25 protein-coding genes are annotated in these 25,017 nt (G+C 53.0%); 9 read left to right on the top strand and 16 right to left on the bottom strand.

The annotated features are described in order from the left end of the window. The first annotated feature begins 49 nt into the window (after window positions 1–49). Complete coding sequence (locus tag NSU18_RS08080; protein ID WP_341148737.1) at window positions 50–1,126, top strand: hypothetical protein; 1,077 nt, start codon at window positions 50–52, stop codon at window positions 1,124–1,126. A 107-nt stretch (window positions 1,127–1,233) separates the two neighbouring features. On the opposite strand, the gene NSU18_RS08085 is transcribed toward NSU18_RS08080, so the two are convergent. Beyond that, the gene (locus NSU18_RS08085) at window positions 1,234–1,419 is read right to left on the bottom strand and encodes a YqzE family protein (RefSeq protein ID WP_341020595.1); all 186 of its coding nucleotides are present in this window, start codon (window positions 1,417–1,419) and stop codon (window positions 1,234–1,236) included. A 206-nt stretch (window positions 1,420–1,625) separates the two neighbouring features. Between NSU18_RS08085 and NSU18_RS08090 the strand changes: the two genes are divergently transcribed. Then, window positions 1,626–2,423: an N-acetylmuramoyl-L-alanine amidase family protein gene (locus NSU18_RS08090; RefSeq protein ID WP_341020594.1), complete on the top strand. Its 798-nt coding sequence runs from the start codon at window positions 1,626–1,628 to the stop codon at window positions 2,421–2,423. Here the strand turns inward: NSU18_RS08090 and NSU18_RS08095 are convergent. The 3 genes from NSU18_RS08095 to NSU18_RS08105 all read right to left on the bottom strand — a co-directional run bounded on the left by NSU18_RS08095 (window position 2,410) and on the right by NSU18_RS08105 (window position 5,025). Beyond that, complete coding sequence (locus tag NSU18_RS08095) at window positions 2,410–3,312, bottom strand: divergent polysaccharide deacetylase family protein (protein WP_341148738.1); 903 nt, start codon at window positions 3,310–3,312, stop codon at window positions 2,410–2,412. The two genes, NSU18_RS08090 and NSU18_RS08095, sit on opposite strands and share 14 nt — an antisense overlap. Before the next feature lie 129 nt (window positions 3,313–3,441). Beyond that, entirely contained in the window at window positions 3,442–4,542 is a 1,101-nt protein-coding gene (locus tag NSU18_RS08100) for a glycerol dehydrogenase (RefSeq protein ID WP_341148739.1), read from the bottom strand. A 30-nt stretch (window positions 4,543–4,572) separates the two neighbouring features. Then, window positions 4,573–5,025 (bottom strand): MerR family transcriptional regulator, encoded by a 453-nt coding sequence (locus tag NSU18_RS08105; RefSeq protein ID WP_341020588.1) that lies wholly within the window; start codon window positions 5,023–5,025, stop codon window positions 4,573–4,575. Window positions 5,026–5,184: 159 nt separating this feature from the next. On the opposite strand from NSU18_RS08105, the gene NSU18_RS08110 reads away from it, so the two are divergent. Next, window positions 5,185–6,042 carry an SDR family NAD(P)-dependent oxidoreductase gene (locus NSU18_RS08110; RefSeq protein WP_341148740.1) on the top strand — a complete coding sequence of 286 codons (858 nt, stop codon included), beginning with the start codon at window positions 5,185–5,187 and terminating at the stop codon, window positions 6,040–6,042. Between the two features lie 126 nt (window positions 6,043–6,168). Here NSU18_RS08110 and NSU18_RS08115 read toward each other — a convergent pair whose 3' ends face one another. Next, on the bottom strand, window positions 6,169–7,104 hold the full coding sequence (locus NSU18_RS08115) for a hypothetical protein (protein ID WP_341020584.1): 936 nt from the start codon (window positions 7,102–7,104) through the stop codon (window positions 6,169–6,171). A gap of 179 nt (window positions 7,105–7,283) precedes the next feature. On the opposite strand from NSU18_RS08115, the gene NSU18_RS08120 reads away from it, so the two are divergent. Then, complete coding sequence (locus NSU18_RS08120) at window positions 7,284–7,613, top strand: HIT domain-containing protein (RefSeq protein ID WP_341148741.1); 330 nt, start codon at window positions 7,284–7,286, stop codon at window positions 7,611–7,613. Between the two features lie 66 nt (window positions 7,614–7,679). Here the strand turns inward: NSU18_RS08120 and NSU18_RS08125 are convergent, their stop codons facing one another. After that, window positions 7,680–10,175 (bottom strand): ATP-binding response regulator, encoded by a 2,496-nt coding sequence (locus NSU18_RS08125; protein ID WP_341148742.1) that lies wholly within the window; start codon window positions 10,173–10,175, stop codon window positions 7,680–7,682. Window positions 10,176–10,438: 263 nt separating this feature from the next. Between NSU18_RS08125 and NSU18_RS08130 the strand changes: the two genes are divergently transcribed. The 4 genes from NSU18_RS08130 to NSU18_RS08145 all read left to right on the top strand — a co-directional run bounded on the left by NSU18_RS08130 (window position 10,439) and on the right by NSU18_RS08145 (window position 13,619). Next, window positions 10,439–11,317, top strand: coding sequence for a YihY/virulence factor BrkB family protein (locus tag NSU18_RS08130; protein ID WP_341148743.1), 879 nt, complete (start codon window positions 10,439–10,441; stop codon window positions 11,315–11,317). Next, window positions 11,314–12,000, top strand: a complete 687-nt coding sequence (locus NSU18_RS08135) for a DUF7002 family protein (RefSeq protein ID WP_341148744.1) — start codon at window positions 11,314–11,316, stop codon at window positions 11,998–12,000. The genes NSU18_RS08130 and NSU18_RS08135 overlap by 4 nt, the downstream gene beginning before the upstream one ends. Before the next feature lie 180 nt (window positions 12,001–12,180). Then, a complete protein-coding gene (locus tag NSU18_RS08140) occupies window positions 12,181–12,474 on the top strand; it encodes a PadR family transcriptional regulator (protein WP_341151005.1) in 294 nt (97 codons plus the stop codon). Continuing rightward, on the top strand, window positions 12,471–13,619 hold the full coding sequence (locus NSU18_RS08145; protein WP_341148745.1) for a DUF2812 domain-containing protein: 1,149 nt from the start codon (window positions 12,471–12,473) through the stop codon (window positions 13,617–13,619). Before NSU18_RS08140 ends, NSU18_RS08145 begins: the two co-directional genes overlap by 4 nt. A gap of 110 nt (window positions 13,620–13,729) precedes the next feature. Here the strand turns inward: NSU18_RS08145 and NSU18_RS08150 are convergent, their stop codons facing one another. The 8 genes from NSU18_RS08150 to NSU18_RS08185 form a co-directional block, all read right to left on the bottom strand. Beyond that, window positions 13,730–14,389, bottom strand: coding sequence for a GntR family transcriptional regulator (locus tag NSU18_RS08150; protein ID WP_341148746.1), 660 nt, complete (start codon window positions 14,387–14,389; stop codon window positions 13,730–13,732). Window positions 14,390–14,406: 17 nt separating this feature from the next. Next, entirely contained in the window at window positions 14,407–15,084 is a 678-nt protein-coding gene (locus NSU18_RS08155; RefSeq protein WP_341148747.1) for a hypothetical protein, read from the bottom strand. Between the two features lie 41 nt (window positions 15,085–15,125). Beyond that, window positions 15,126–17,249: a hydantoinase/oxoprolinase family protein gene (locus tag NSU18_RS08160; protein ID WP_341148748.1), complete on the bottom strand. Its 2,124-nt coding sequence runs from the start codon at window positions 17,247–17,249 to the stop codon at window positions 15,126–15,128. Between the two features lie 304 nt (window positions 17,250–17,553). Then, complete coding sequence (locus NSU18_RS08165; protein WP_341148749.1) at window positions 17,554–18,900, bottom strand: citrate transporter; 1,347 nt, start codon at window positions 18,898–18,900, stop codon at window positions 17,554–17,556. A gap of 204 nt (window positions 18,901–19,104) precedes the next feature. Beyond that, complete coding sequence (locus NSU18_RS08170; protein WP_341148750.1) at window positions 19,105–19,515, bottom strand: hypothetical protein; 411 nt, start codon at window positions 19,513–19,515, stop codon at window positions 19,105–19,107. 39 nt (window positions 19,516–19,554) lie between these two features. Then, complete coding sequence (locus NSU18_RS08175) at window positions 19,555–19,698, bottom strand: hypothetical protein (protein WP_341148751.1); 144 nt, start codon at window positions 19,696–19,698, stop codon at window positions 19,555–19,557. Beyond that, window positions 19,676–20,038, bottom strand: a complete 363-nt coding sequence (locus NSU18_RS08180) for a hypothetical protein (protein WP_341148752.1) — start codon at window positions 20,036–20,038, stop codon at window positions 19,676–19,678. The genes NSU18_RS08175 and NSU18_RS08180 overlap by 23 nt, the downstream gene beginning before the upstream one ends. A 94-nt stretch (window positions 20,039–20,132) precedes the next feature. Continuing rightward, window positions 20,133–21,035, bottom strand: a complete 903-nt coding sequence (locus tag NSU18_RS08185; protein WP_341148753.1) for a ketopantoate reductase family protein — start codon at window positions 21,033–21,035, stop codon at window positions 20,133–20,135. A 217-nt stretch (window positions 21,036–21,252) separates the two neighbouring features. Here NSU18_RS08185 and NSU18_RS08190 point away from each other — a divergent pair, with 217 nt between their 5' ends. Beyond that, complete coding sequence (locus NSU18_RS08190; RefSeq protein ID WP_341148754.1) at window positions 21,253–22,467, top strand: GNAT family N-acetyltransferase; 1,215 nt, start codon at window positions 21,253–21,255, stop codon at window positions 22,465–22,467. A gap of 65 nt (window positions 22,468–22,532) precedes the next feature. Here the strand turns inward: NSU18_RS08190 and NSU18_RS08195 are convergent, their stop codons facing one another. After that, window positions 22,533–23,453 carry an N-acetylglucosamine kinase gene (locus NSU18_RS08195; RefSeq protein WP_341020546.1) on the bottom strand — a complete coding sequence of 307 codons (921 nt, stop codon included), beginning with the start codon at window positions 23,451–23,453 and terminating at the stop codon, window positions 22,533–22,535. 13 nt (window positions 23,454–23,466) lie between these two features. Continuing rightward, on the bottom strand, window positions 23,467–25,011 hold the full coding sequence (locus tag NSU18_RS08200) for a glycoside hydrolase family 3 protein (protein WP_341148755.1): 1,545 nt from the start codon (window positions 25,009–25,011) through the stop codon (window positions 23,467–23,469). Window positions 25,012–25,017: the final 6 nt, after the last annotated feature.

The raw sequence follows: 25,017 nt of genomic DNA on the forward strand, positions 1-25,017 counted from the left end.
ACAGTAAGAAGCGTAAATTCCCTCAAGAACAGGAAAGGTGACTGAACCTATGAATATCACTGCGAGGCAAAAGAGCTCCCGGCGGCGTGGCCGCCTGCTCCTCTGTCTGATTCTTGGACTGACTCTGCTGGCTGCCAGCGCATCCTCTCCTCAGGCACTAGCATCACAAGCCAGCCGGACGACCGTGATGCAGGCCGTTACGCAGGAGGTTCTTCCGGGACTTGAAATGAAGCCGATTCCAGCGCCGGAAACGCTGAAGGCCTTCACCCAGCAGACGATGAATCAGCTCTCGGCGAATGCTCCTTTTAAGGAATGGAAGGATGCCGGCACGGAGGTCTACCCTCTTGGTCCGGGAACACGGAGTTGGCTGGTCAATGTAATGAGCAGCGGACAGCGGATCGGCTATCTCATTATCTCCGCTGCGGATCAGGGCGGCTATCTGCTTAGCGAATACGGAGCCGGAACCGATGGCCTCCCTTATAGTATGACTGAACTGCGCCAGTATCTGGTGCAGCAAGGACTGATACCCTCTAATTCTTATGGTGCCATCGGGGTTACAGCGCTCTATGCTCCAATGCTGCCTGTCTGGAAAATCACTACGGATAACAGAACGCTGTATCTGAATGCTGCCGTTCTGGAGCTGCTGCCCTGGAGTCAGAGCCAGGCTGAGCCTATTCTTAATGCTGCACCGGATGACTCAGCCATGCTGGCCTCCGGTCCGGGCCAGGCACGCACTCCCCAGCCTGCTCTGCGGAGCGGCGGAGAGGATGACCCGTATGCCGACCTCCTGTGGCTGACCGCACCCAGTCTGAAGACGCTGAATGGAGCAAGCCTGAGCGCTCTGCTTCAGGAGCGGGGCAGTCTCGCCTTCCAGTCTTCGGGGCATAACGACACGCTGGGCGCGCCATTCATGATTACAGGCAGCCAGAGCTGGCTGAAGCCAGGCGCTTCCCGGGACCAGGGAAGCACCGAAGCAGCCGTGGTCTATGCCGCTTCCGGTCCAGGCGGCATCCGCTACCTCCCGCTTACCGCTCTACAGAAGGCCGGAACCTTCCACAAGCTGCCGGTACCGCTGCCCGGAGGAACGACGCTGGGCTCGGCTGTTCTGCCCGGTTCAAGCCGGTAGACTGGCGGCACTGGCAGAATTCCTGCTCCACACTGAAACAGCCTTCCCGAGTGCCGTCTGTACGGCACCGCTTGGGAAGGCTGTTTGCTTATGCACCTGATTCACACTCAACGCCCGCCACGGCTCCATTTGCTGCGCCACACGGACCAGGCGAGCGGTAGCGTGCCGAACCATTTTTCCGCCCATGGCTGCTTCTCTGCCTTCCGTCTGGCATGGACAGCCCGAGGGTTCTCAATGTAGACGACTACCTTCTCCGTAATATACTTCACCAGATCATCTCCGCCGGATGCCATCTCGTACACCTCCCAGGTGAGTGCTTGGCGGGTTCCCGCCCCTTGATCTTATACCTATAGTGTGCTCCAATCCTCAGATCTCTAAACCGGAATCCGAAGGTTCGTATGATTTGGGCTGTTAAGGCACAATCTAACAAGACTACACCTGTATAAACCGTCATTAAGTACAAGTAACAGTTGATTATTCCGGCAAGGAGGTTATTCACTTGAGAAAAGCATTGGAGTCCCTTACCGCTACACATTCCCATCATTTAAAAGAGCAGGCCCCGCTGAGATCCCGGCACCGGCTGCAAAAGATCATAGCTGCAGCAAGCGTTCTGCTCATGCTAACAGCAGGCAACCCCGCAGTAATCCATGCGGCTGCCCCCCGTACTAATCCGCAGGCGGAGCTTCCCGGACACCGCCAGCATATGCTCGGCCATGACCAGCGGATCATTCTGATTGATGCCGGGCATGGAGGGATAGACGGCGGAACCTCTTATGGCAGCATTCTGGAGAAGGACATCACCCTCGCCATCTCACGCCGTCTCTTCCTCCTGTTGCGTGCGGACGGCTTCGATACGATCCTGAACCGGACCGGCGATTATGCGCCCAGCGATGAGAATCTGTGGCTGCGCAGCAGATCCCGGCATTTGCGCGATCTGGCCCAGCGCAAGGAGCTGGCAGAGACGCTTCCGGCCAATGTCGTGGTCAGTATCCATATTAACTGGGCGAAATCTCCGTCCAAGCATGGTCCGCTCGTCCTGTACCGCCAGGAAGGTCGCAGCTTCCTGCTGGCCCGGACCATTCAGGATCAGCTCAACCAGCTCTACGGGATGAAGAATGATCCTGTCCGGGGCAAGCCCTTCTACCTGCTCAACAAAATAACCGCCACAACGGTGATCGTTGAGGCGGGATTTGTCAGCAGTCCGGCTGACCGGGAGAAGCTCTGTACACCGAAGGGCCAGGAAGAGATCGCCGAAGCCATTGCGAACGGGATCGCTGCCTACCTTATGGAAGTGTAAGCCGGGAATTCCACTTCCATTCCTCGCGGACCAGATCGGAGATGCCGACGAATTGCACCTTGTCCTTCATTCCGGCAATGCCGCTGCGGATGCCCGCGGCGGTCTCTTTGCCCTGGATGCCGACATGACCGATGGTGACGCAGAACTTTTGGCTCAAGGCCCGCTCCTGCACAAGCTTCATCTGCTTAGCTACATGGCTTGCCGAATGCACATCATCCAGGAAGATATGATTCTCCACCGGCGGCATGCCCAGCTCCCGGGCCATCCGTCCCGCAACTGAACGGTAGTTGGTATGGCTGTCTACGAAGAATAGCCCGCGCTCCTTGCAGACCGCAAGCACGATACCCATGACCCGTTCATCTCCGGTCACCTTGGAGCCCATATGATTGTTGATGCCGATCGCGTAAGGCACATTATCGAGTGCAGCCTCCACCCGCCCCCGGACCTCAGCATCATTCATACTGGTCAGCACGGCCCCTGGCCCCAGCCACTCCGGCTTGCCCTGGCGCGGCTCCATCGGCAGATGGACCAGCACATCGAAGCCCAGCTCATGGGCGCGCCGGGCATCCTGCTCACTGGAGCGCAGGAACGGCATGACTGCGACGGTGATTTTGACGGGCAGGTTGAACATTTCCTCTGTCCCGCGCATGCTGTTGCCGAAATCGTCGATAATGACCGCCACACGGCTGAGTGCCTGCTGCTGTTCCCCAGTTGCCAGGTTGCCCGATGCGTTGTCCCTGCTGCTGTCTGCTGGTGCGGATGCTGAAGCTGTCTTGTCTGCTAATGCAACAGACACCCCATGCGGTGGGATCAGCGCCGCCGACATAATCACCGCTGCGGCCAAAGGATACAGAAGGACACGCTTCACTCTGTGATTGCTTATCTTCAAGATGGAACACCTCCTTCGTGATTCAACAATTGTTCTCATTGTTTGGCTCATGAAGGTTAAATATGTACGGAGCGCTTACGCAATTATTAACAATGAGATGCGTATACGGCACGGGCGGCCTGTCAGCATCTAAGCCACTCCTCCAGCTCCGCGTTTGTCAGCGTCAAGCATCGCCTTCAGCACCTGCTGCGGTGTTACGGCAAACGGCATATTGCTCATCGGACTATTCTCCAGGTTACAGCTGGCCTCAGCAGCCAGCAGCAGCCGGTCCTGCTCCACACCGGCCAATCCCATAGCCGCCAAGGTCACAGGCAGACCAGCCATCCAGCAGAATTCCACGGCTCTGGCAATCTCGGTCTCTTCCGCACCCTCCAGGATCAGCTGCACCAGTGTAGCAAAAGCCACCTTTTCCCCGTGCAGCACGTGCTTGCACTCTTCCAACAGCGTCAGTCCGTTATGAATAGCATGGGCGGCGGCCAAGCCTCCGCTCTCGAATCCGATCCCGCTGAGATAGATATTCGCTTCAACGATGTGATGAACAGCAGCCGTGACAAGGCCCTCACCTGCATCCTTAAGCGCCTGCTGCCCATCCGCAAGCAGCGTATCCAGGCAGGTACGGGCCAGGGCGAGCGCCGCCAGCGACCCGGTCCCTCCGGTGCTGGTTACTGCTCCCGACCGGCTGCAAGCCCGGGCTTCATAATAGGTGGATAAAGCGTCGCCCATCCCGGCGGCCAGCAATCTTACGGGAGCACCTGCAATGATCGCCACATCTGCAACGACCAGATCCGGGCTGCGGCGCAGCGGGAGATACCGGTCGAACGCTCCCGATTCGCTGTACAGAACAGCCAAGGTGCTGCAAGGTGCATCTGTCGAAGCGACGGTCGGCACCAGCATCACCGGCAGATTAGCGAAATGGCTGACGGCCTTTGCTGTATCCAGGGTTTTGCCGCCGCCAATGCCTACGATAGTCCCCACCTGTCCCCTATCCAGCTCAGCTACCATCTGCTCCACCTGCACCAGGCTGCACTCCCCTTGGAATTCACGCAGCATCAAGGGAAGCTGCTGGGCCGCGAAGCCATCCTTAATCTCTTGCCCATACCTTGAAAGGATATAAGGATCAACTATGGCATACGCTCCTTTATCCCCCATTTGTAGACAGTAACTGCCCAGTCTGGCAATCTCTCCACTGCCCTGAATATATTTTGACGGTGAATAAATGATCTGCGGCATCAATGAATCCCTCCTGCTTCTCCTGATCCCTCACACTTTAGCTTTGGCTTTACGTCCGCTTGGCATCTGCTTGCGGTCTCCGGTCAGCTCGCAGGTCTGCGGGCCCAGATTACCCTGATCGATTTTGACGTCAATGAAATCTACAATTTGCTGCAGCGATGCGATTTGCTCAACAATCTTCTGCCTGTGCTCCATGATCATCACTTGCAGCTCGGGATACTGAGACAGGTCCGCATCCAGAGACAAATCAAGATAAGGCCGCATGTCGTCCAGCGACATCCCCGTTTTTTTGAGGCATGTCACCAGCTGCATCCGGCTCAGGTCCGAATCGCTATAAATGCGGTGGCTGTTCCCCTTGCGCTTCGCCCGGGGCAGCAGCCCAATCTTCTCGTAATATCTTATCGTATCCCCGGACATTCCAGTCCGCTCCGCCGTTTCCTTAATCGAATATCCCTGCTGAAGATCCGTTTCCGCCAGACTCATAGAATCACTCCGTTTCACTGGTCTAATCGTGCCTTCGTTCTATTATATGACTTGGAGCCAGCTCCAAGTCAATGACACATTTTATCGCTTGACTTGGATTCGGCTCCAAGTTATACAATGAGCACCATTCACCACTTCACATGTAGAGGAGCAACCACTATGAAACCATCGCATCCCCATAACATAGCGCTAATCACCGGAGCCAATCACGGCATCGGGCTGGCCCTGACCCATAGACTTCTGAATGAAGGCTGGGCGGTCATTGCGCTGATCCGCTCTGCTTTTGCAGAAGATGACCCGCTTACCCGGCAGGCACTCAGCAGCAGACAACTTCGAATCTATAAGGCGGATTTAAGCGACTTCGGGCAATTGCGGAGTGCCCTGCAGGAGATTAACCATCATGAAGCGCACATTGACATTCTGTTCAATAATGCCGGGGGCAGCTTCCCCGAATTATTCTTGTCCAAGCAAGGGCGTGAGCTGCATTATGAGCTGCAGACGGTGGTTCCGTATATCATTACGATGGAGCTGAAGCCCCTCTTGCTGAAAAGCAGGCTCCGCACGGTCGTGAATACGTCCTCCAATGCATTTATGATGAAGCGCAGCTTCGACCCGGAATCTCTGGAGCACCCGGCGAAATTCCAGATGCTGACCGGCCCTTATGCCGACACCAAGCGCGCGTTGTCCTTGTGGACAGAAGCGGCGGCCCCGGCACTTGCGGCGGAGGGCATCCTGATCCGCAGCGCTGATCCCGGAGGCAACAATACCCTTCGCAGCGGCAAAAAATCCGGTATCCCGTTATGGTTAAAACCCATTACACGGCTGTTCTTCCCTGAGCCTACCCATGGGGCAGGCCTGCTGTATCAGGCGGCACTGGGTGAACACAGCGGCAAATCCGGTGTCTTCCTGATCAAGAATCAGGTCAAACCGCTGAAATTCACAGAGCATAGCAGCCGTATCCTTAAGGATGTCCGGGCCATTTACGAGCAGGAATACCTTCAATCCGGCGGCGCCTGATAGCTGCTGCCAGTGATAAGGCTGCAATTGGCACGCGACGCGATCAAGCCACAGCTCCCGGTACGGAGGGCTGTGGCTTGAAGATGCGCTGCATTTATTTTATGCCATACGCCATTCCAATTCTGTTCATAGCAGCTCCGCCACTCGTCCGAATTCCCGCAGCAGCCGCAAATTCTCAATCACGATATGCCCCTTCCACCAGTTCTCACTAATAGCAAACTCACGTTCATATCCTTCCCAGCTCCAGGTCAGCTCCCAGACACCTGCGGTATTTCGGGTCTCCAGCAGATAATCCAGCTCCTGGTGCAGCAGTCCGCCCAGTTCAGCGTATCCGGGACTATGCGGCGAATGGATGAACGCTGACGGCCGGCAGCCATACCCGTTCCAATTCCCCTCATCGCGGCTGATTAGCCGTGCGCTCTGTACCTTGAAGGCTTCTTGCAGCTCCACATAGGGGAAGTGCTCCTGCAGCCCCGCCCAGGTGATGCAATGCAGCAGCGTGTCCACACATTTCAGCGGGTGCATCTCAATCTCAGGATCACGCAGGAAAAGCTCCGTCAGCTCACGGGCAATCTCCAGTCCGGTGGCATACAACCCGCTATCCTGCGGAGCAGCCTTCAGAATGAATCCGGCCAGAATAGCCGTCGGGTTATAGATACTGTGGGAAGTACTGTCTGAGCTTGTATGCCACCAGGGGGCATGAGGATAATCGTTATTGGAAGCTACGACATTCCTCCATGTGCGGCCTTCCATATCCGCGCCGCTGCCCAAGTATTTCAGAATTCCCTGCACCAGCGGATGCCCGGCCTCTGTGAATTCCAGCTCCAGCAGCCGCTCCACCGCCGTAGCGGTCTGGATGGGCGTGGAATTCGGATTCCACGCGTCCGCTTCCAGGGCATGGCCGAAGCCCCCATCCTCATTTTGATAGGCGGACAGTGCTTCCAGCACCTGCGCAGCACCGCCGCCCTCAAAGTGAAATCTCCAACGTGCCAGGTCCAGCGGACGGGCATTACGGTACATCCAGCGTCTGATTTCTTCGTACTCCTCCAGCAGCAGCTTCATATACACTCTCCTTATGCCTTGGGTAGCAATATAGACTGAACATCTTTTATTATGTTATGGGATGGCCGTGACTCCAGAGAATTTTTAGCCCAGGTTCAGTCTATATTGTTATCTTTCCTACTATTCTAGTAGTTTTCCAGTATAATACAAGGGAATAGACACTATTTAGGAGGAAGTATATGACAGAAGATTTCTATTGTGACGAAGTATTGAGCGGCAGAACAGAAGTTAACAAAGTCATCGAAACGGACAATATTTTAGCATACCATCATACCAGACCCTTTTACCCTGTTCATATTGTAGCCATTCCCAAACGGCATATCTCTTCCCTATTAACCATTCAGGTGGAAGAACACGAGCTGCTGATTGAGCTAATTGGCATAATTCAGCAGGTTGCAGCCCAGGTAACTGAAGAATACGGAGCATGCAGAGTGATTACTAATCTTGGTAATTATCAGGACTCAAAACATCTGCACTGGCATATCTGCTATGGGGAACCACTGAGATAGTTGTCAATTTCTATATGTGAAACACCTTGGAGGGAAAATAGTTCTTCCATAATAATCGGCTAATCATCAAGTAACATGATGCGCACCATCTGCTTGGACCTCGTCTGCAAGCGGAATTCTCAACGTGACTGTCGTCCCCTGATCCGGCACACTCTCTACCTGCAGCCCGTACCCGTAATGGATCATCAGACGCCGCTGGATATTGGCCAGGCCTACGCCCGTTTGCGGCCCGTCTTGCTTCAGCAGACCGGATACCTGTTCAGGGGACATGCCAACCCCGTCATCCTCCACACGGATTACAGCCTGGCTCCTCTCCTGCTTAATGCTCAGGCGGACGATTCCGCCCTCCATTTTGCACATAATGCCATGGCGGATCGCATTCTCCACCAGCGGCTGGATCACCAGCACCGGCACCATCAGCTCCATGCGCTCATCCACCTCATACTCCACCCGCAGCCTGTCCCGGAATCGCTCCTGCTCAATAGCCACATAAGCCCTTACCGTGGACAGCTCGCTGGCCAGCGGCGTGAATCCGTCACTCTGTTCAAAGTTGAAGCTCCCGCGCAAATAATCGGACAGATGGTACAAGAGCTCCTTGGAGCGCTGGGGGTGCTTGGTACTTAGGGCAATAATCGTACTGAGGGAATTGAACAGGAAGTGAGGCTTAATCTGTGCCTGCAAAAAAGACAGCTCCGCCGCGATCCGGTTACTGACCGACTCCTTCAGCTGTACCAGCGTCTTGACCCGCGACTTCAGTTCCAGCGCCTCAAAAGGCTTCGCCAGATAATCATTCGCTCCCGCGGCGAAGCCTGCCTGCAGATCCTCCGGCCGGGCCTTGGCGGTCAGCATCAGCACAGGCATGTCCAGCATTCCGTATCTGATCCGCAGCCTCTTGAGCACCTCGTACCCTGACATTCTCGGCATCATCACATCCAGAATGATGAGGTCATAATGGCGTTCTCGCTCAAGCGCTTCTAATGCGGACACCCCGTCTGTTACGGCGGTTACTGAATATCCGTCATACTTCAAAATACTGATTAATGCCGCCAGGCTCGCCGGATCATCCTCCACGGCCAATATGGAGCGGGTCTGGGTATTCCTGGCCTCCGCCTCAGTGAATGCAGCATGATGCTGGAGCAGTGCAGGCCGTACCTCTCTCTGCTTTCGGTTTCCTTTCTCAGCAGGCAGCCTGCTGAGCGGAAGGGTGAAGCTGAACCGGCTGCCCTTTTCCTGCTCCGAGCTGACCTGAATCTCACCGCCATGCAGCTCTATCAGTGTCCGGGTGATGGACAGCCCGAGCCCTGTTCCTCCGGCTTCCCGGGTCTCGCTGGAATCAATCTGGTAGAACGGCTTGAAAATGTCCTCCAGCCGGTCCTCCGCAATCCCGCTGCCCGTATCCTCTACCCAGATTTCGATCCGGTTCTGTCCCAGCACAGCACCTGTCGTAATCGAGCCCTGCCGGGTGAACTTGGCGGCATTGCCGATCAGATTGTACATAATCTGGTACAGCCGGTCCTCGTCAGCATAGACGGGCGGCAGAGATTCCGGGATCTGATTGAGGAAGGCAATCTCACCGCTGTTATGAAGCTGCCTGATCATAGTCAGCGAGGCCTCGGCAACCGAGTGCAAGTCGATAGGACGTTGCTTCAGCTTCAGCTTGCCGCTTCTCATGACAGCAGCATCCAGAATATCATTGATCAGGCTGTCCAGTCTCCGGGCCTCGGATACAACCGTATGGAGATTATACCTCTGCGCTTCATCCAGCTCCTCCCTCCCGCTCTCCAGCAAGGAGCTGGTAATATTAATAATGCCGTTCAGCGGCGTGCGCAGCTCATGCGACGTATTGGCCAGCAGCTGATCCTTCATCCGGTCGAGCTCCACCAGCTCTTTGTAGACCTGCTCATTCTGGAGGTTAATATATACAATCAGCAGGGAGAAGGCTAGAGCAATCCAGACCACACTTATTCCGTAGAACATACTCTGCAGCAACCCGGCAATAATGGCCGGAACGGCCGCGAACAGCAGAGCGCGGAATTCCTGCGGCGGGATATGCTTACGCTTCAGCACCATAAGCACCAGATAATACAGCAGATAAATATAGCACATCCCGGGCATCAGCAGAAAATAATCCCCACGGTGGTATACATGCTCCCCGTCTACATAGAATAGATAGCCTCCGGATAAGCTGGCCACGGACAGCAGCGTGTTCACCGCCAGCGGCAGGCAGACAATGACCGCAGTGATCCGGCTCATGCCCCGCTGCTCATTCCGGCGGATGACGGCATCCAGGTAGAAAATCCACAGTGCCTCGGGTAGCGGATTAAGAATATAGAATAGACAGATTATATAAGGCAGCAGCCTTCCGGCAACCGCCGACTCTGTGCCTGTAACGATGTTAATGGTCATCTCCAGCAGCAGCAGCACGGTATTCGCCAGTAACAGGCCCAGAAAGATACTTCTCAGCTCCGATTTCTGCTTGTTGCGGATGAACATATGGAAGGTGATAATGATTGTAATCACCAGACCGATCACAGCGGTCTGAACATAATATAGCAGCGGCACGCCGGGAACCCTCCAATACACAATTTAATGAACCCTTTTTAGCAGAACAGTCTTCACCTCAGCTACAATAACAGAATCTGATCTGCGAGGGAATCCATTCCGGTTGATTTCCAGCAAAAACGACCCACCGGCGTGCAAAAATCCCTTATGTTACAATAAGAGCGGACTGGAGCGGCTAAAGGGTATTTCACCGGGGTATACATATATATGGAACGATTTGGCTACCAGGTTAGCCTATCCGGGAATTCATGAAGGAGGGTCCTATGAACAGCACTTCCGGCAGTAGAAGAAGCACTTTCAAGTTCATCAAGCAGCTATGGGTGAAAATAAGCGACGATGATGTCCAGGGCATTGCTGCGCAGCTGACCTATTATTTAATCCTGTCTCTGTTTCCTTTTCTGATCTTCATCATGACCCTGATCGGGTATGCGAATATCTCTCTGGAGAAAAATATAGAGCAGCTGGAGCAGATCATGCCCGCCGAAGCCATCTCTATTATAGAAGAGATTCTGCAGGATGTATCTGCCGGACGCAGCCAGACGCTGCTGTCCTTCGGGATGCTGGCCACACTGTGGGCCGCCTCCAAGGGGATCAATGCTATCATCAAGGGGCTTAACCGTGCCTATGAGGTTGACGAGAGCAGAGTCTTCTGGAAAATCCGGGGGATCGCCCTGCTCGCTACCTTGACGATCGGGTTCGTCGTACTGCTCAGCATTCTGCTGCTGGTTCTCGGAAGCTGGCTTAAGACGCAAGTCTTCCTGCTGGTTGATCTCCCCTATGGATTCCACAAGCTCTGGGATCTGCTGCAATATCTGGTTCCGCTGCTTGTAATGTTCATCGTCTTCACCCTGCTGTACTGGATCGCTCCCAGCCGGAGACTGGCGTTGCGGGAGGTTATGCCCGGGGCGTTGTTCACCACCATCGGCTGGATTACGACCTCGATCCTGTTCTCTGTATACGTCAATCAATTCAGTGATTTCTCCAAAACCTACGGCAGTCTCGGAGGCGTAACCGTGCTGCTCATCTGGCTGTATATCAGCTCTTTTATCATCCTGGCCGGAGGCGAGATCAATGCCGTGCTGCTGAACCGCAAGGTGAAGAGTATGCCCTTCAGCTCGCTCAAAGGAACGAAGCTGCCATGAACACCTCCTTGATTGACGCCATAACCAAAAGCCCGCTCCGCACCTCCTTCTATCATTTCACCCGGGCAGTGAATCTCCCCGCCATGGCTGCCCTTGACGCCATTTATTCCTCTGCGGTGCTGAGCCCCGCCCATGCAGCCGGGGAGCGGCGGGCTGCGGCGCACCGGGTAAGCTACGCCGGACAAGCTGCGATTCTGAATGCCCATCTGCGCATTACGCCTGAGGCGATGGCTCCGGGGACAACGGCTGAAGAGTTCCGCCGCTGCCTGGACCGCCATGTGTTCCTGTGGCCGACCTGGCGCGACTGCCTGGCAATGGCTGCGATGTATTCGCGCCGGGAGCCGGGCGAACCCTTCTCCGTGCTTAAGCTCGATGCCCGCCAAGTGCTGGCTGCTCACTTCTCCCGTATCAGGCTGTCCAAATACGATTCCGGCAGCTCCCCCAGGTTCCCGCACCGCATGTCATACCGTAAAAGCTGTGCCATGCTGCTCCCCCTCGCCGAATTCATGTCCTCCACCGGACAAGCTATACCCTCCAAGCCATCCGAGATCAAGGAAGTACTGGTTGAGGACAAACTTGCCCCGCTCAGTCAATATCTGCAGACGGTCTACTGTTCACAGCCCCAGCTTGTACCTGAGCTCTGGCAGCCTGTATGTAAGCCCCTAATTCTTCCCCTAAGTTAGTCTTGCTTACCTTAGATCATCTGCCTAGAGTTGAATTGTATGTCGCATCGTGATATAGTCACACTATGACATAGTCACAGCATGACATACTTTCTTATAGCCAAGACTTGGCACAAAGAATTGACGAAGCAGGTGAACGCGGTGTCCGCAGCGCAAAAGGTTCTAAAAAAGTACGTGCCCATGACCGAGACGGCCTTCTATATTCTGTTGTCCTTAACCAAGCCGCGCCACGGATATGGAATTATTAAGCATGTAGAGGAATTGTCGGAAGGACGGCTCCGGCTGGGCTCCGGTACGGTATATGGAACCTTGACCAAAATGAGCAAGGATGGACTGATTACCGTATTTGCCGATGAAGAGAGAAAGACGGTGTACGAGGTGTCTGACCTGGGGAAGGAAGTCATGCGCGCTGAAATCGGCAGATTAAAGGAACTTCACCGCAACGCCGTCACCAGTGAGGAGGAATTTCAATGAGAACGGTATTTCGGCCCTTTTGGAGCTATGATCTGCCGGCTACAGAAGCCTGGTTGGCCGATATGGCCGGCAAGGGATGGCATGTGGAGGCATGGAGCTTACTGCTGCGGCGCTTTACCTTCCGGCAGGCTGAGCCTGGCCGGCTAACTTATCAGTTGGCTTATCAATCAGCCAAGCCTTCAGCCATGTCTCCTTATCTTGCCGCAGAGGGATGGAGCAAGCGGCTACAGCATGGAAAATGGAGCCTGTACGAAAATGACCGGCTGCCGTCACAGATTAGCGCCTATCCTTCACGAAAGGATGTCCTGAGGCGAAACCGCATTATCTCCTATCTTTTCATGGGCATCCTGGTGTATTTGCTGCTAATTGCACTTATTCCACTGCTTGTACTAGGGCTCACCTTCAATCAGGATACTCCAGTGCGCATTCAGCCAAGTCCGATGTGGGCCGTTACCTGGGCCGCAGCAGCGGTAGCGCTGGCCCTGCTTATTCTAGCAATCTACTCAATAGTGAAGCTCCGGGCTGCCAGTAAGGTATTTCTGCCAAACCATCAGGACCTGAAGAAACCTCCCGGACCGCAGAAGCCTGCCGGCACTACGATGGCGCGGATGAAGCCCGGCTGGATGTACGCCCCTGACCGGCTGGAGCAATGGCTGGAGGACAAGGAGAGGCACGGATGGAATCTCTATAAAATAGGCTTCGGAGGAACGCTGTTCCATTTCAGCAAGGGCCGTCCGCGCCGCATGACCTATCACGCCGACTATCAGGTCATTGCCGATGAAGGGTATTTCGAGCTGCATCAGGAGGCTGGCTGGACGAGACTCTACAGCTCTCCCTTCTCTATGCAGAAATGGACCCTCTGGAGCCGGGAGGAGCAGAACGCTGCGGAGCAGCAGGAAATCTATAGTGATCCGGTCCACCGCCTGAAGCAGGCACGTAAAGTCGCCATCAGCTATACTCTGCTGTTCCTGCCGATGATCCTGCTCTACAGCTTTAATCTGTCGGCCTTCATTAATGGCATGGTGCGGGACGGGATTACCGCTTCCCAAGCGTGGAACACTTCAATTATGTTCCTTTCCATTCTGCTCTTCGGCTCGTTCGCGGGCAGAACGTGGCTATATTACCGGCGGCTCAAGCAGCAATAGAAGCTCTATCATTTCTTGTATCACAACAAAAGGCGTATACCGGAAGTCCTGCTCCATGTGGAGAAGACTTCAGTATACGCCTTTAAGCTTTTCACTTGTAACTTGTATAATCAGAAGAATTGCGGGTATTGCTTAGACATACTCTGGACCCGGTCCAGCAGTGTATTGGAATGCTCCATCACGACCTTGCGCATCCCTTCCACATCCCGCTTGCGGGTAGCCGCCACCATCTTCACATGCTTATCGATATCGGATGGCTGCACCCCCTCCATCTTCCCGTAGAGCAGACGGATACGGTTGTAATGGGACGCTACCTCTTCGATGGTGAACCAGGACAATTCCTCTCCGGCCGTCTGAAAGATCAGCTGATGGAACCGGTTGTCCTTAATATAGAATTCTCTGAAGTATTTCTTGTCCATGTATTTCTTCTGCTTATTAATCAGTTCCTGCATCGTATCTGCCACCAGCTCGCTGCACTTGCGGATGAACTCATCGATAACTGCTGATTCAAGCGAGGTGCGGATGAACCACTCCTCACGGACCCGTTGCAGATCGATCTTGGAGACTACGGTTTTGCGCTGAGGATATATTTCCACCAGTCCTGACTGTTGAAGGCGGACCACGGCTTCCCGTACCGGCGTCCGGCTGACGCCATAGCGTTCAGAGAGCTTCTGCACACTGACATCCATTCCTGGCTCGAGCGTCATATTCATGATGTCTTCTTTTATTTTATTGTAAGTTACATCATTCAACGAATTACTGTTATTCATAATCTTCAACGGCTTCCCTACACCTTCCCTGAACTCACTCCTAGTACATCACGGGTTATTGTCTCCGCACTGGCTGAGTCGTAGCTGTAATACAACAGAACATCCAGAATAAACGGCGAGTACCGCAGTCTGTTCAGCTCCTGTGTAAAAGCCATGGCTCCAACTTCACTTAAGGTGCGTATTGTAGAATAATTCTTCAGGCCCAGCAGCTTCCATAGCAGAATGCGCTCGGTCCGGGTGTATATTTCCTGTGCAAACCGGTCTTCTACAAAATGATAAATTTCGTGGCCAAGGATAGTATTCATTATACCAGCTTGCGGAAAAAGTTCAACTAGACCAGGCCCCGCCTCCCGCACCTGCTCCGCCGCTCTGCGTAAGGGTTCTTCCATGATTTCGATCCGTTCCGGGGGGGTGTAGGAGGCGAACAGCACACGCTTTCCGGTCATGAGCGCATCCTTGAATTCCAGCTTCAGGTTCATCCGTTCAGCAAGCACCCTGACATCACGGGTCCCATATTCAAGCATCATCCGCTGTGCATATTCTATACCGCAGGCTCTGGCCTGCTTCAGCATTTCCCGCTTCGTCTCCGGTGAAATACGCCGGTTCAGAATGTCTCTCGAGAAGGCATACATTCCCCAAGCCTCATCGTCAACCTGCATCAATGGATACAGCAGCTCTCCCAGCTTTGTCTGCACTTGCATATGTCCCCCTGTCTACACGTTCTTCCGCACGGTTCCTAGCTCTGCTTGATATTAGCCGCCACCACAATAACTTCCGTGTCCGGCTCGAACGTGGATACCTCAATATCCATCAGCAGCTCGAGCTGTTCGAAGTCCGATGCGGTAAAGTCCATGACACGGGCACCGATGCACAGGTAAAAGTCAGGTCTTGCAATCAGCTCCGTCTGATACACAGCCATGGCCTCCCACAGCTGCTTAACCGCACTCAGGTAGTCGCCCGCAATGGTCTTAAGCGCCATAGCCCGGCCTCTCTGCACTTTGATGAAGCCCTTGGTATCCAGGATGCGGACTGCCCCGGCTTCACCGGCTTTATCCATCCATTCGCCGAAAATACTGACATACCGGGTCTTCTCCAGCAGCTTCGTCCGTTCCAACGGAATACGCATATCCTGGGCCGCCAGCTCCCGCAGCTCCGCCTCATCACATTCCTTCAGCAGCTCGGTTGTCTTCACTTCCGTAGAACCGGTAGCAATGGCTGTAACCTTGGAGGTCTGCGGATCAATATCAATATGAATCTCGATGCTCTCCGGGGTGGCTCCGCTCTGGATGGCCTTGTTCATGGCTTCCATCTTGAGGGCGGCGATCACTTCCTTGGACGGAGACGGAATAATCCGCTCAACCACGTCCCGGACCATCGACAGAGCAACCCCAATCGAAGAGATAACCTCTGCATTCTCGGGGATGCTGTATTTGAGGCCCATTTTCTCGGAAAAATAGACAATCAGCGAAGCCGCTCCGCCGCCGACGCCGACCAGCGAGATTTGGTCCTTCTCCAGCTTGTATTTCTCAGCCAGCGCCAAAATGATCGGCTCGATCTTGGCATACGCCTTCTCCATAATCTGCTTGGCAATATCCTCTACCGTCGTTCCGCAGTAATCCGCCAATGCCTGCATCGCTCTTCTGGCCGCTTCCACATTCCCGTAGGAGAAATGCTCCGGCTTCACCAGTCCCAGCACATTCGCCGCACAGGAGTTCGTGATCGTCACCCGTTCCCCGTTCTCCAGCCGGACCGCCACATAATCAGCAGGATCACCCGGCTTCGGGGAAAAGAATTCGACCTGCGCTCCCTTGATCTTGTCCGGGTCGGTGAATACGGAATAATCCAGACCGCCGATATGCGCCGATCTGGGTCCGACATCGACCACGCCGCTCTTGTTCGCCCGGATCATGGACCCGCCGGCTACGCCGAGCACCCGTACATCCAGGGAATTGACATAGGTCGGATGACCGCCGACGATGGAATAGTCGATGGCCGGACGGCCGTTTTTGATCACACCGATATTGGTTGTCGTACCGCCGACCTCGAAATATACCCCGTTAGACGCTCTAAGATACATCAGCGAGCCCATGACCGAGGCCGCCGGGCCCGACAGCATCGTCAGCACAGGCCGCTTCTTCATCTCACTGATCTCCATAACGCCGCCGTCGCCTCTCATAATCATCAGCGGAACATGAACCCCCGCCTCCCGCACAGATTTCTCTGTGGAATTGGCGGTATCCAGCATCTTCGGCAGAATGCTTGCGTTGATCGCGGCCGTCCGCGTTCTCCGGGTCAGCCCGTATAATTTCGTGATGTCGGAGGCCATGGTGGTCGGCATGCCTTTTTTCTCCGCTTCGATATAGACCAGTTCCTCAGGCCGCCCGTTATCTACGCCAAAAGCCATCGAAGGCACAATCACCTGTGCCCCCTGCTGCTTCAGCTCATCGATGACCGCCATCACGGAGGCTTCGGACATTTTTTTAACATTCAGGAAGCTGTTATAGATCCTGATCTCTTTACTATTGCCCAGATCGATATTCTGAAGCTTGGTCTGACGCTTGGCGAGCCAGCCTTCCAGACCGCCCTTTGCCAGGCCGATAATGCCCACCTGGGCTATATCGCCCTCGATCAGCGCATTGGTTGCCTGCGTAGTACTGTGGGCCACGAATACTACGTCATCCGGACGGATGTTGTTCTCCTCCAGGCAATTCATGAAGCATTTCACCACACCTGCGGCTACGCCTGTGGCATGGTCATGCGTCGTCTTGACCGAGGATTTCCCGATAATCTCATGGGTCGCATTGTCAATCGCAACTGCCTTGGTATGGGTTCCCCCCACATCGATCCCCATTCTAACCATTGTACTCATATGATTTCTCCGTTTCTCTTCATTAATAGTAGACCCAAGTGAAATTTGAAGCCTAACCGTCACTGCGGTGAACATTTGGACTTCCGGCCGCTGTTGTCTGCAGATTTCTTGATTTGTACCGCTGTTCGCGGTGGAAATCCGCAGACAGCTGATGCTTCCGATGCGAGCTTTCCTACGGAAAGCTTTCAGGCGGACGCTCCCGCTCCTACAGTTCCAAATTTCCCCTCCGTTCCTTATAGCTTCTCGTTATTGACTTGAGTACTGCTTATTGATTAATACTAAGCAGTGCTAAACACTACACCAGGTTACCGTACATAAAGAACACAATCGCGCAGAGAATTATCCCGATGATCCAGCCGGTTGGAATCGACATCTTCATATATTCCTTGGCCGGAACCTTCGTATAGCCGAAGCCCCAGGCTACCCAGGACTGTGTAACGTCCAGATGCTGCGGTGCAACAGTAGTAATGGCGAACAGCGGATAGAGGAATTGCACCGGCCAGGCAGCGGTTGCCACCACGACGGCCAGGATGGCCGAACCCGAACCGACGAGGTTCATCGGGCCGCGGAAGAAGCCGAGCGGTGTCAGGATAGCGAATACAATACACAAGAGCAGTGCAGTCTGGGGCATTGCACCGTCCAGCAGGGTTTTGAAATAAGGGGAAGCATAGGTGGCCGCATTGTTGAACATCGATAGCGTAAGCAAGAACCCGATCATTGGCGCCACATCGATAGCTCCGTCCGCGAACTGCTTCGACAACATTCTGCAAACGCTTGCAAAACCACCCTTTAGCTTGCCGCAGGTCAGCAGGGCGAACAGGGCCGCGAAGATAAATCCGAAAATAATCGGCACCTTGAGCACCACTACACCCACAACCGGCAGAATGATTGAGATCCAGGAGATGGCAGGTGCATCTACCGTAGCTCCGCTATCCGGCGTGGCCGCCCAGGCCCGGGAGAGCTTGCGGTTCATCATCACATTAGAGACCACCAGCACTACGATCAGAGATACAGCCATCGCAATCATGCCGAATTTGAAATATGTATTGTAGTCGTAGCTGGCATAACTTTCGTTGGCTGTTGCAAAAATTGCCTGATATTGCTTAAAGTTCACGATGTTCCCGAAGATCCCCGCCATGATCGAGCCCATGAAGGAGAACAAGGCAATCGGTGAAGGAATCCCGAGTGACAGCATGATCGGCAGCACGATGACAGCAATGGAGATAACCGGGCCGATACCCGTCATGGAGGTGAAGATTACAGCGGTAACGATACATAGCAGGGACATGGTAATTCTTGGTTTGTCTCCCCCAAGCTCAACAACCTTACGGATCAGCGTGGCGGCAATCCCGGTGTCGATCAGGACTCTGCCGAAGAAGGCGCCGAAGAAAATATTAACCAGTATCGCCTTCCCGTAATTCTCAGGCCCCGTCTGGAACACGTTCGTCAGGACGTCAATGAACGTCTTGCCCTCCATCACAGAGGTAGGATGAATGCTATTTCCGATCAGGGCAATCGAGGTCCACAGCACCGACATGACGAAGAAGCCAACCATGAGGTTATACCCCTTGACGCAATACCACACCAATCCAAAAAATGATAAGACCATAATGAAACCGATTACAACATTAGCCACATCCACAAAATAACCTCCTGAAGTAGGATCATTGAGTTAACATGCTAACATGCTATTTAGGTATACTGACATGTTAGTTTGTTACGTGAAAATATTAACATGCTACTTCATTAGGCGTCAATACCCTTCTGCATGTTATTTCCAAACACTCCAAAATGAAAAACAGAGGCTGCAGATGTGATCCATCCTGCGCCTCTGTTCACTTCAAACTCATCCGTTATGATTGTTAATCACCTGGTCACGATACTTCTGAAATTGCTCCCAGGATTGCTCCGCTGCTTCTGGCTGCTCAAAGTCGATATAGCCCGTATCCGATGTGTCCAGGGCATAAGCCTCCAGTGTCTCGCAGATCAAGCAGAGGGTATCCATCACTTCTCCCCCGCCCCGGATATGCAGCATGATGGAATCTACGAGCTCCTCGTCACCTGTGTTGAACTCAATCGAAAACCCTTCACCCTCCAGGATACCCCAAGCCTTATCCCGGTAATCCAGGTTCGGTAGGCGGCGGGCCAGCTTCTCAATAATGTCATCACGTTGTCCCAGGGGTGGCACCGGGGGCTGTTCTTCCTCCGGCGCTTCAAAATCGTATTTCGTTTTCATAATAAGTACATCCCAGCTCATGGTTGCTCACTCCTGTCATTATAGACTCCAGTACTTAGACTACTTATTACCCGATTCGCCCACTCTAGTCAACTCAAACACTGCGGCTTCGATCCACAGGATCAGCTTGTTATGGCTCACATCCAGGAACCCTAGCGGTATGCCCAGCCCCGGCGAAGGTTCAGTTACGCCTATGACTGTCATTTCGTCGTTGATCCCGATAGAGTTCATCCCCAATGATGTCCTGTCCTGTAGGATATTCAGACGCGTCATTGTAGGAATTGGTGAAGCCCAGCAGCTTGTCCACCTTCCAGGTTCCATAGATGAACTCCTCCGTCGCCAGATCCATATCCATTCGCCCGATAAAAGGTTCGGAGGTATTGCGCGGAATCAGCGCTTCCTCTGGCGCAGCGTCTTTTGGAGACGGAGTGATCGGGATGTGCTGTGCGTCTGTGGGATGTGTGGGTTGAGAAGCCTGACTGCATCCAGCCAGGCAGGCCGCCAATATCGATATTTTCAGTATCTTCCCTAATCTTGTTATCATGGTAAGCCTCCCGCCTGCTTCAGTTATTCAACCTTACCATCCGCTGGAAGTGAAGAATAAACAGACAGGTTACAATACCGGAACGAACGATTCATCAGCCGTTCTGTATAGATAGAAACTTCGTCAGATCCTTCTCCAGCTGCACAACCTCCTGATTCGCAGCATTCGCATAATCCGGCAGCAGCATATCCTTAACCATGTTTGTGCGCAACCAGGCAATGAAGAGAACATCCAACAGGAGGCTTGGGAGTTTGGGGACTATTTTAAAGACGGGCGGGTCAACAGCAACACCGGCTTTGCGGATTGCCTTTAGATATGCTTTTAAAGTAACTGTTATTTGGCGAGCCGTCTTTTTGGTTCCGGGTGTTACTGGGTCAACCGTCTGATTGCCGCCATACAAACTGCCCAGCAAGGCAATGTCTGATACAGAATGGGTGATTAGATATGCCTGCATATCCTTTTTTATAACGTAGGGAAGCTTGGCGGTTTGAAATACTTGTACGAGCTTTAAGATGCGCTGCGTCACTGCGCCATTCATTTCTCCAAATGAGGTAGCCACTACAAACTTGGGCATGAACCGGGCGTACAGGACCCCATCTTTGATCTGTCCGCCGAAGCCGGGAAAAGCCGGTAACAGCCGATCCCCAACAATACCCCGCCAAGAAGAAAATCCAATGGGGCTATTGGTCATCGTAACGATATTCGGGCTTTGATTATCTTTTAGCGCTAACAACGCGGATTCGGCACGATCATAACGGACGGTAACGAAAATAAAATCGTATATATCGTCATCTTCGAGCACATCCATGACCTTCACCGGAACCATTCTAACTGTACCTTTGTCATTATATTGCAGGCCTTTTTCTTGTAAAAGTCTGAATCTGTCCGCACGTGCAAACAGACTAACGTCATATCCTGCTTCCATAAGCTTGATTGCGTATATGCTCCCGATGACACCTGCGCCGAAAATTAAAATTCTCTCTTGCTTTGCTGCCATTTCAATTCCCCCTGGCTACTCGTATTCCTTTGAATCATCCAACATCGTGTTGCATGATATGATCATAAGGCTTTAGAATTCCCTGATCAATCATCAATGTCTTGCGATGTGTCGGATGATTGGGCTTACAATGTACTGTTGACGAAAATTATTTTCAACATTAAGATCTATCTATGACAATAATTTTCAACTTGGCTGACCCAGGAGGAAAGAACAGATGACGACAACACCAGAACCAAATATCAGCGTAACCAACAGGCCGGGCAGAGAACAGCTCGAACAGATTTATGATATTTTAGATGAATGTTTTGCCGTAGGCCGGGGGTATTTCCAGGAAAGATTAGACCTCGACAGCTCCTATGACCCGGATACCACATGGTTTGCGACGGTCGGCGGCAAAGTCGCTGCCAATGTTCAAATCTTTCCCCTCTCCATCCGAGTCGGCCAAGCGGTCCTGCAGACGGGTGCCATGGGCAGCGTCGCTGCAGCTCCCCATTATCGCGGCATGGGGCTGACACACAAAATTCTTGCTGCACAAACAGACTACATGAGAGAAGCCGATTATGATATAAGTGTACTTCTGGCCAGCAAGCATGCATTTTATGAGAAGGCCGGCTGGAGACTGATTCCTGAGACTGCTTATGCTGTTGACAATCAGGCGCGAGGCGGGCAGCCGGACGGTTACGAGGTTATACCTTTTGAGCCCCGTTATCTTGATGATATCCGTGTTATTTATGAACAATTCAATCAGAACCGCACTTATACTGTAGTTCGTAATAAAACCTACTGGAAGGATATGATCCGGTGGCCGGAATGGAAGAAGTCGGACTGTCTGCTGCTTCAGCATCATCATAAAATTGTCGCTTATGGCATTATAGAAAAAAAGGACACCGAACAGGTATTTATCAACGAACTCATCTATCTGGATGAGGCAGCGGACGGTGTGGAATACTTATTTCATGAATTATGCCGTCTCCGGCCGAAGGCCAAGCACATCATGGCGATGCTTCCTGAGGATCACAAGCTATATTCCTATTATCAGCAGCATCAGGCAGAGCCCGTCCCCATCCATATGGCAATGTGGAAAATGATCAACCTGTACTCTACCTTCCACAAGCTTCAGCCTGAATTGGAGCAGCGACTTAACGGCAATGACCTGATGGCAGAACAGGAGCTGTTCATAGCACTGCAATGCGGGGAGGATCGGGTCTACCTCGACTACCGCCAGAAGCGGCTTTCCGTTTCCCAGAGCAGTCAGGCCGGGTCCCGGATATCCGTAGAAGTGGATGAGCGGGAGCTGATCTCTTATATCATCTTCGGCTATAATGCGGAAGGCGCAGCTGAAGCAGGAGCCCCTGCCCGACATGCTGATATCCTGCAGGCCCTGTTCCCGAAGCAACAGGCCGTGTTTTATTTAACCGACAAGTTTTAAAAGGGTGTGCCGCAAGTCCGCAACTGTCGGACTTATGGCACACCCATCTTTTTTAATTCACAGCATTACCCGTTACTCATTTTTGCTTTTCCGAGCAGTACAGCACCATAGGCAGCATTATGAACAGGCATAATCAGCCTGGTCTGCGGGTAGCTGCGGGCAAGCTTCCGCTCTAAGGCCTCACTTACAAAACGGGATTTCTGCAGCACACTTCCGGCAATTGCAATCTTGCTCTCATATAATTTCAGCCGCTCAATAACAGGCACCACAAGCTCAAACAGACGGGCTGCACATTGCTCCGCCAGTTTTAGTGCCCGGGCGTCCCCGAGCCCGCATGCTGCCGTCATCACCGGTGCGAGCGCTGCAATATCTTTTTTCGTTGTGTTTTTGCCGTAGACCAAACCTATCACCTCTTGCACCGTACCAAGTCCAAGCTGCTTATAGACCAGCTCCGGAATCATCGTATCCGCTGTTCTTCCGTCCTCTGCCTGAACCAGAATGGACAAGAGCTCACGCCCGATAGAATAGCCGCTTCCCTCATCATCGATCAGATGGCCAAAGCCTCCTGTGCGGTGCCGCTCTCCCTTTTCATTCACCCCGAAGCAAATGGAGCCTGTTCCGGCAATGAGAATAATACCCTGCATCGCATTCTGGGCTCCATATAATGCGGTTTCCTGATCACCGGTAATCGTGAGAGGACCTTTATAACCGTTATCTCTCACCTGCTTCTCCAAAAAATCGGCTACTGCCGGATTGCTTACGCCTGCCGCTCCTATACATACATGAATCACTTCCGCAAGGCTTGTGCAGCAGGACCTGATCTGATTAAACATCTCCCTGAAAGCGGCAGCAATAGCCTCTACATCACCGCCATTATAATTAATAGGCCCTACGGTAAAGGATAATACAGGCTCTTCCTGATCATCAGGAGTAACAATGACCGCAGTCTTGGTGCCGCCTCCGTCAATGCCAACAATAAATGCCATACTCATGTCCCCCCTATAGCTGAATCGTAATTCTGGCAGCAGGTGTGACCTCACCATTCAGGATGGGAATAAGGGACTTGAACGCATCCGGCGTATATTCAAAGGCTGCAAGGCCGCAAAACGCGCCTTCGATTAAAGCTAAATCATAAGGCCGGCCGAGTGTAATTGCCGTTACTTTACAGCCTGCTGCCACAAGCTTCTGCACAAGCGCAAGCTGGCCTGTATTTTCACGCGCATTAAACAGCCCTATAACAACATGCTTGTACCCTTCGGCCTTTTGCAGCACTGCGTGAATCTGCTCCTCGTCCGGATCAATGCTGATCAGCTCATACGCTGCAGCAAAATGCTCACCCATATACCGGGGGAAGCTAAGCTCCTGATTCACACTGCTGGAGGCCTGGTCGGTCCGGTAGGCATAAGAGCCTATAAACAAGATTTGGCCATCACCTGTCTGAACAGGCTCGATTTCACCTTTAATCAGACAGATCGTTTCCGTACGCATCAGCTCGTTCGCCCGGCGGTGAACCTCGCAGCCCACGATCCCGTAATCCGGTTCCCCAACATGCGCATAGCGGGCTTTGTAGGCCAGAATTTTGGCAACAGCGGTATTAATAACCGCTTCATCCAAATCACCGGCCGCCACAGCTTCTTCTATTAAATGTACCGCTTCTTTAACGGTTGCAGGCGTGTGACTTATGAACACCAGATCAATCCCTGCTTTAATGGCTTCAAGTGCACCTTTTGCCGTCCCGTAATAGCGTTTAATCGCATCCATTTCCAGACAATCAGATACTACCAGCCCCTTAAAGCCCAATTTCTCTTTGAGCAGCCCTGTAATAATCGTATAAGACATCGTTCCCGGCACGCCGGACGTTTCAATTTGCGGGAATAAAATATGTGCACTCATGATGGCCTCGGCACCCTGCCCAATGGCCGCCTTAAATGGCAGCAGTTCAAGCTGCTCTAGCTCCTCCAACGTTTTGTTAATTACAGGCAAGCCAATGTGTGAATCGACATCGGTATCCCCATGGCCGGGAAAATGCTTCAGCGAGGACATAACGCCGCCGTCGAGCAAGCCCTTCATCATCTGAAGCCCGTACTGCGATACCGTCTCAACAGAATCCCCGTAGGAGCGGACGTTAATCACCGGATTGAGCGGATTACTGTTAACATCCATCACGGGCGCAAGATTGAAATTAATGCCTAATGCTTGTAGCTCCCGGGCCGTTATTCTGCCTGCGGCATAAGCATTTTCAGGGCGTCCTGAAGAGGCAATGGCCATAGCTCCGGCTACATTCGTCGCGTCCTTGGGCATCCGGGTCACCCGGCCGCCTTCCTGATCAATCGTAATAAAGCCCGGAATGCCTGTATGTGTGGTGAACCATTGCTGCAGCTCCGTTACAAGCCCGCCTAATTGATATTTATTGCTGATATTATGTGAGAATAGAATAATATTCCCGACTTTGTACTGCTCAATGACTTCCTTCAGCTCAGGGGACATCTCCGTTGACGGAAAGCCTGTTACGAACATTTGCCCGATTTTCTCACGCAAGCTCATTTGTTC

This window comes from Paenibacillus sp. FSL H8-0048 (assembly GCF_038002825.1).
Taxonomy (GTDB): Bacteria; Bacillota; Bacilli; order Paenibacillales; family Paenibacillaceae; genus Paenibacillus_AQ.

Coding starts and splice junctions, on each gene's coding strand:
- NSU18_RS08180 (WP_341148752.1), bottom strand. CDS start 20,038: ATGATAACAAGATTAGGGAAGATACTGAAAATATCGATATTGGCGGCC.
- NSU18_RS08120 (WP_341148741.1), top strand. CDS start 7,284: ATGACAGAAGATTTCTATTGTGACGAAGTATTGAGCGGCAGAACAGAA.
- NSU18_RS08135 (WP_341148744.1), top strand. CDS start 11,314: ATGAACACCTCCTTGATTGACGCCATAACCAAAAGCCCGCTCCGCACC.
- NSU18_RS08185 (WP_341148753.1), bottom strand. CDS start 21,035: ATGGCAGCAAAGCAAGAGAGAATTTTAATTTTCGGCGCAGGTGTCATC.
- NSU18_RS08110 (WP_341148740.1), top strand. CDS start 5,185: ATGAAACCATCGCATCCCCATAACATAGCGCTAATCACCGGAGCCAAT.
- NSU18_RS08115 (WP_341020584.1), bottom strand. CDS start 7,104: ATGAAGCTGCTGCTGGAGGAGTACGAAGAAATCAGACGCTGGATGTAC.
- NSU18_RS08140 (WP_341151005.1), top strand. CDS start 12,181: ATGACCGAGACGGCCTTCTATATTCTGTTGTCCTTAACCAAGCCGCGC.
- NSU18_RS08145 (WP_341148745.1), top strand. CDS start 12,471: ATGAGAACGGTATTTCGGCCCTTTTGGAGCTATGATCTGCCGGCTACA.
- NSU18_RS08175 (WP_341148751.1), bottom strand. CDS start 19,698: ATGACAGTCATAGGCGTAACTGAACCTTCGCCGGGGCTGGGCATACCG.
- NSU18_RS08195 (WP_341020546.1), bottom strand. CDS start 23,453: ATGGCATTTATTGTTGGCATTGACGGAGGCGGCACCAAGACTGCGGTC.
- NSU18_RS08150 (WP_341148746.1), bottom strand. CDS start 14,389: ATGAATAACAGTAATTCGTTGAATGATGTAACTTACAATAAAATAAAA.
- NSU18_RS08100 (WP_341148739.1), bottom strand. CDS start 4,542: ATGCCGCAGATCATTTATTCACCGTCAAAATATATTCAGGGCAGTGGA.
- NSU18_RS08160 (WP_341148748.1), bottom strand. CDS start 17,249: ATGGTTAGAATGGGGATCGATGTGGGGGGAACCCATACCAAGGCAGTT.
- NSU18_RS08085 (WP_341020595.1), bottom strand. CDS start 1,419: ATGGCATCCGGCGGAGATGATCTGGTGAAGTATATTACGGAGAAGGTA.
- NSU18_RS08190 (WP_341148754.1), top strand. CDS start 21,253: ATGACGACAACACCAGAACCAAATATCAGCGTAACCAACAGGCCGGGC.
- NSU18_RS08105 (WP_341020588.1), bottom strand. CDS start 5,025: ATGAGTCTGGCGGAAACGGATCTTCAGCAGGGATATTCGATTAAGGAA.
- NSU18_RS08080 (WP_341148737.1), top strand. CDS start 50: ATGAATATCACTGCGAGGCAAAAGAGCTCCCGGCGGCGTGGCCGCCTG.
- NSU18_RS08170 (WP_341148750.1), bottom strand. CDS start 19,515: ATGAGCTGGGATGTACTTATTATGAAAACGAAATACGATTTTGAAGCG.
- NSU18_RS08200 (WP_341148755.1), bottom strand. CDS start 25,011: ATGAGCTTGCGTGAGAAAATCGGGCAAATGTTCGTAACAGGCTTTCCG.
- NSU18_RS08130 (WP_341148743.1), top strand. CDS start 10,439: ATGAACAGCACTTCCGGCAGTAGAAGAAGCACTTTCAAGTTCATCAAG.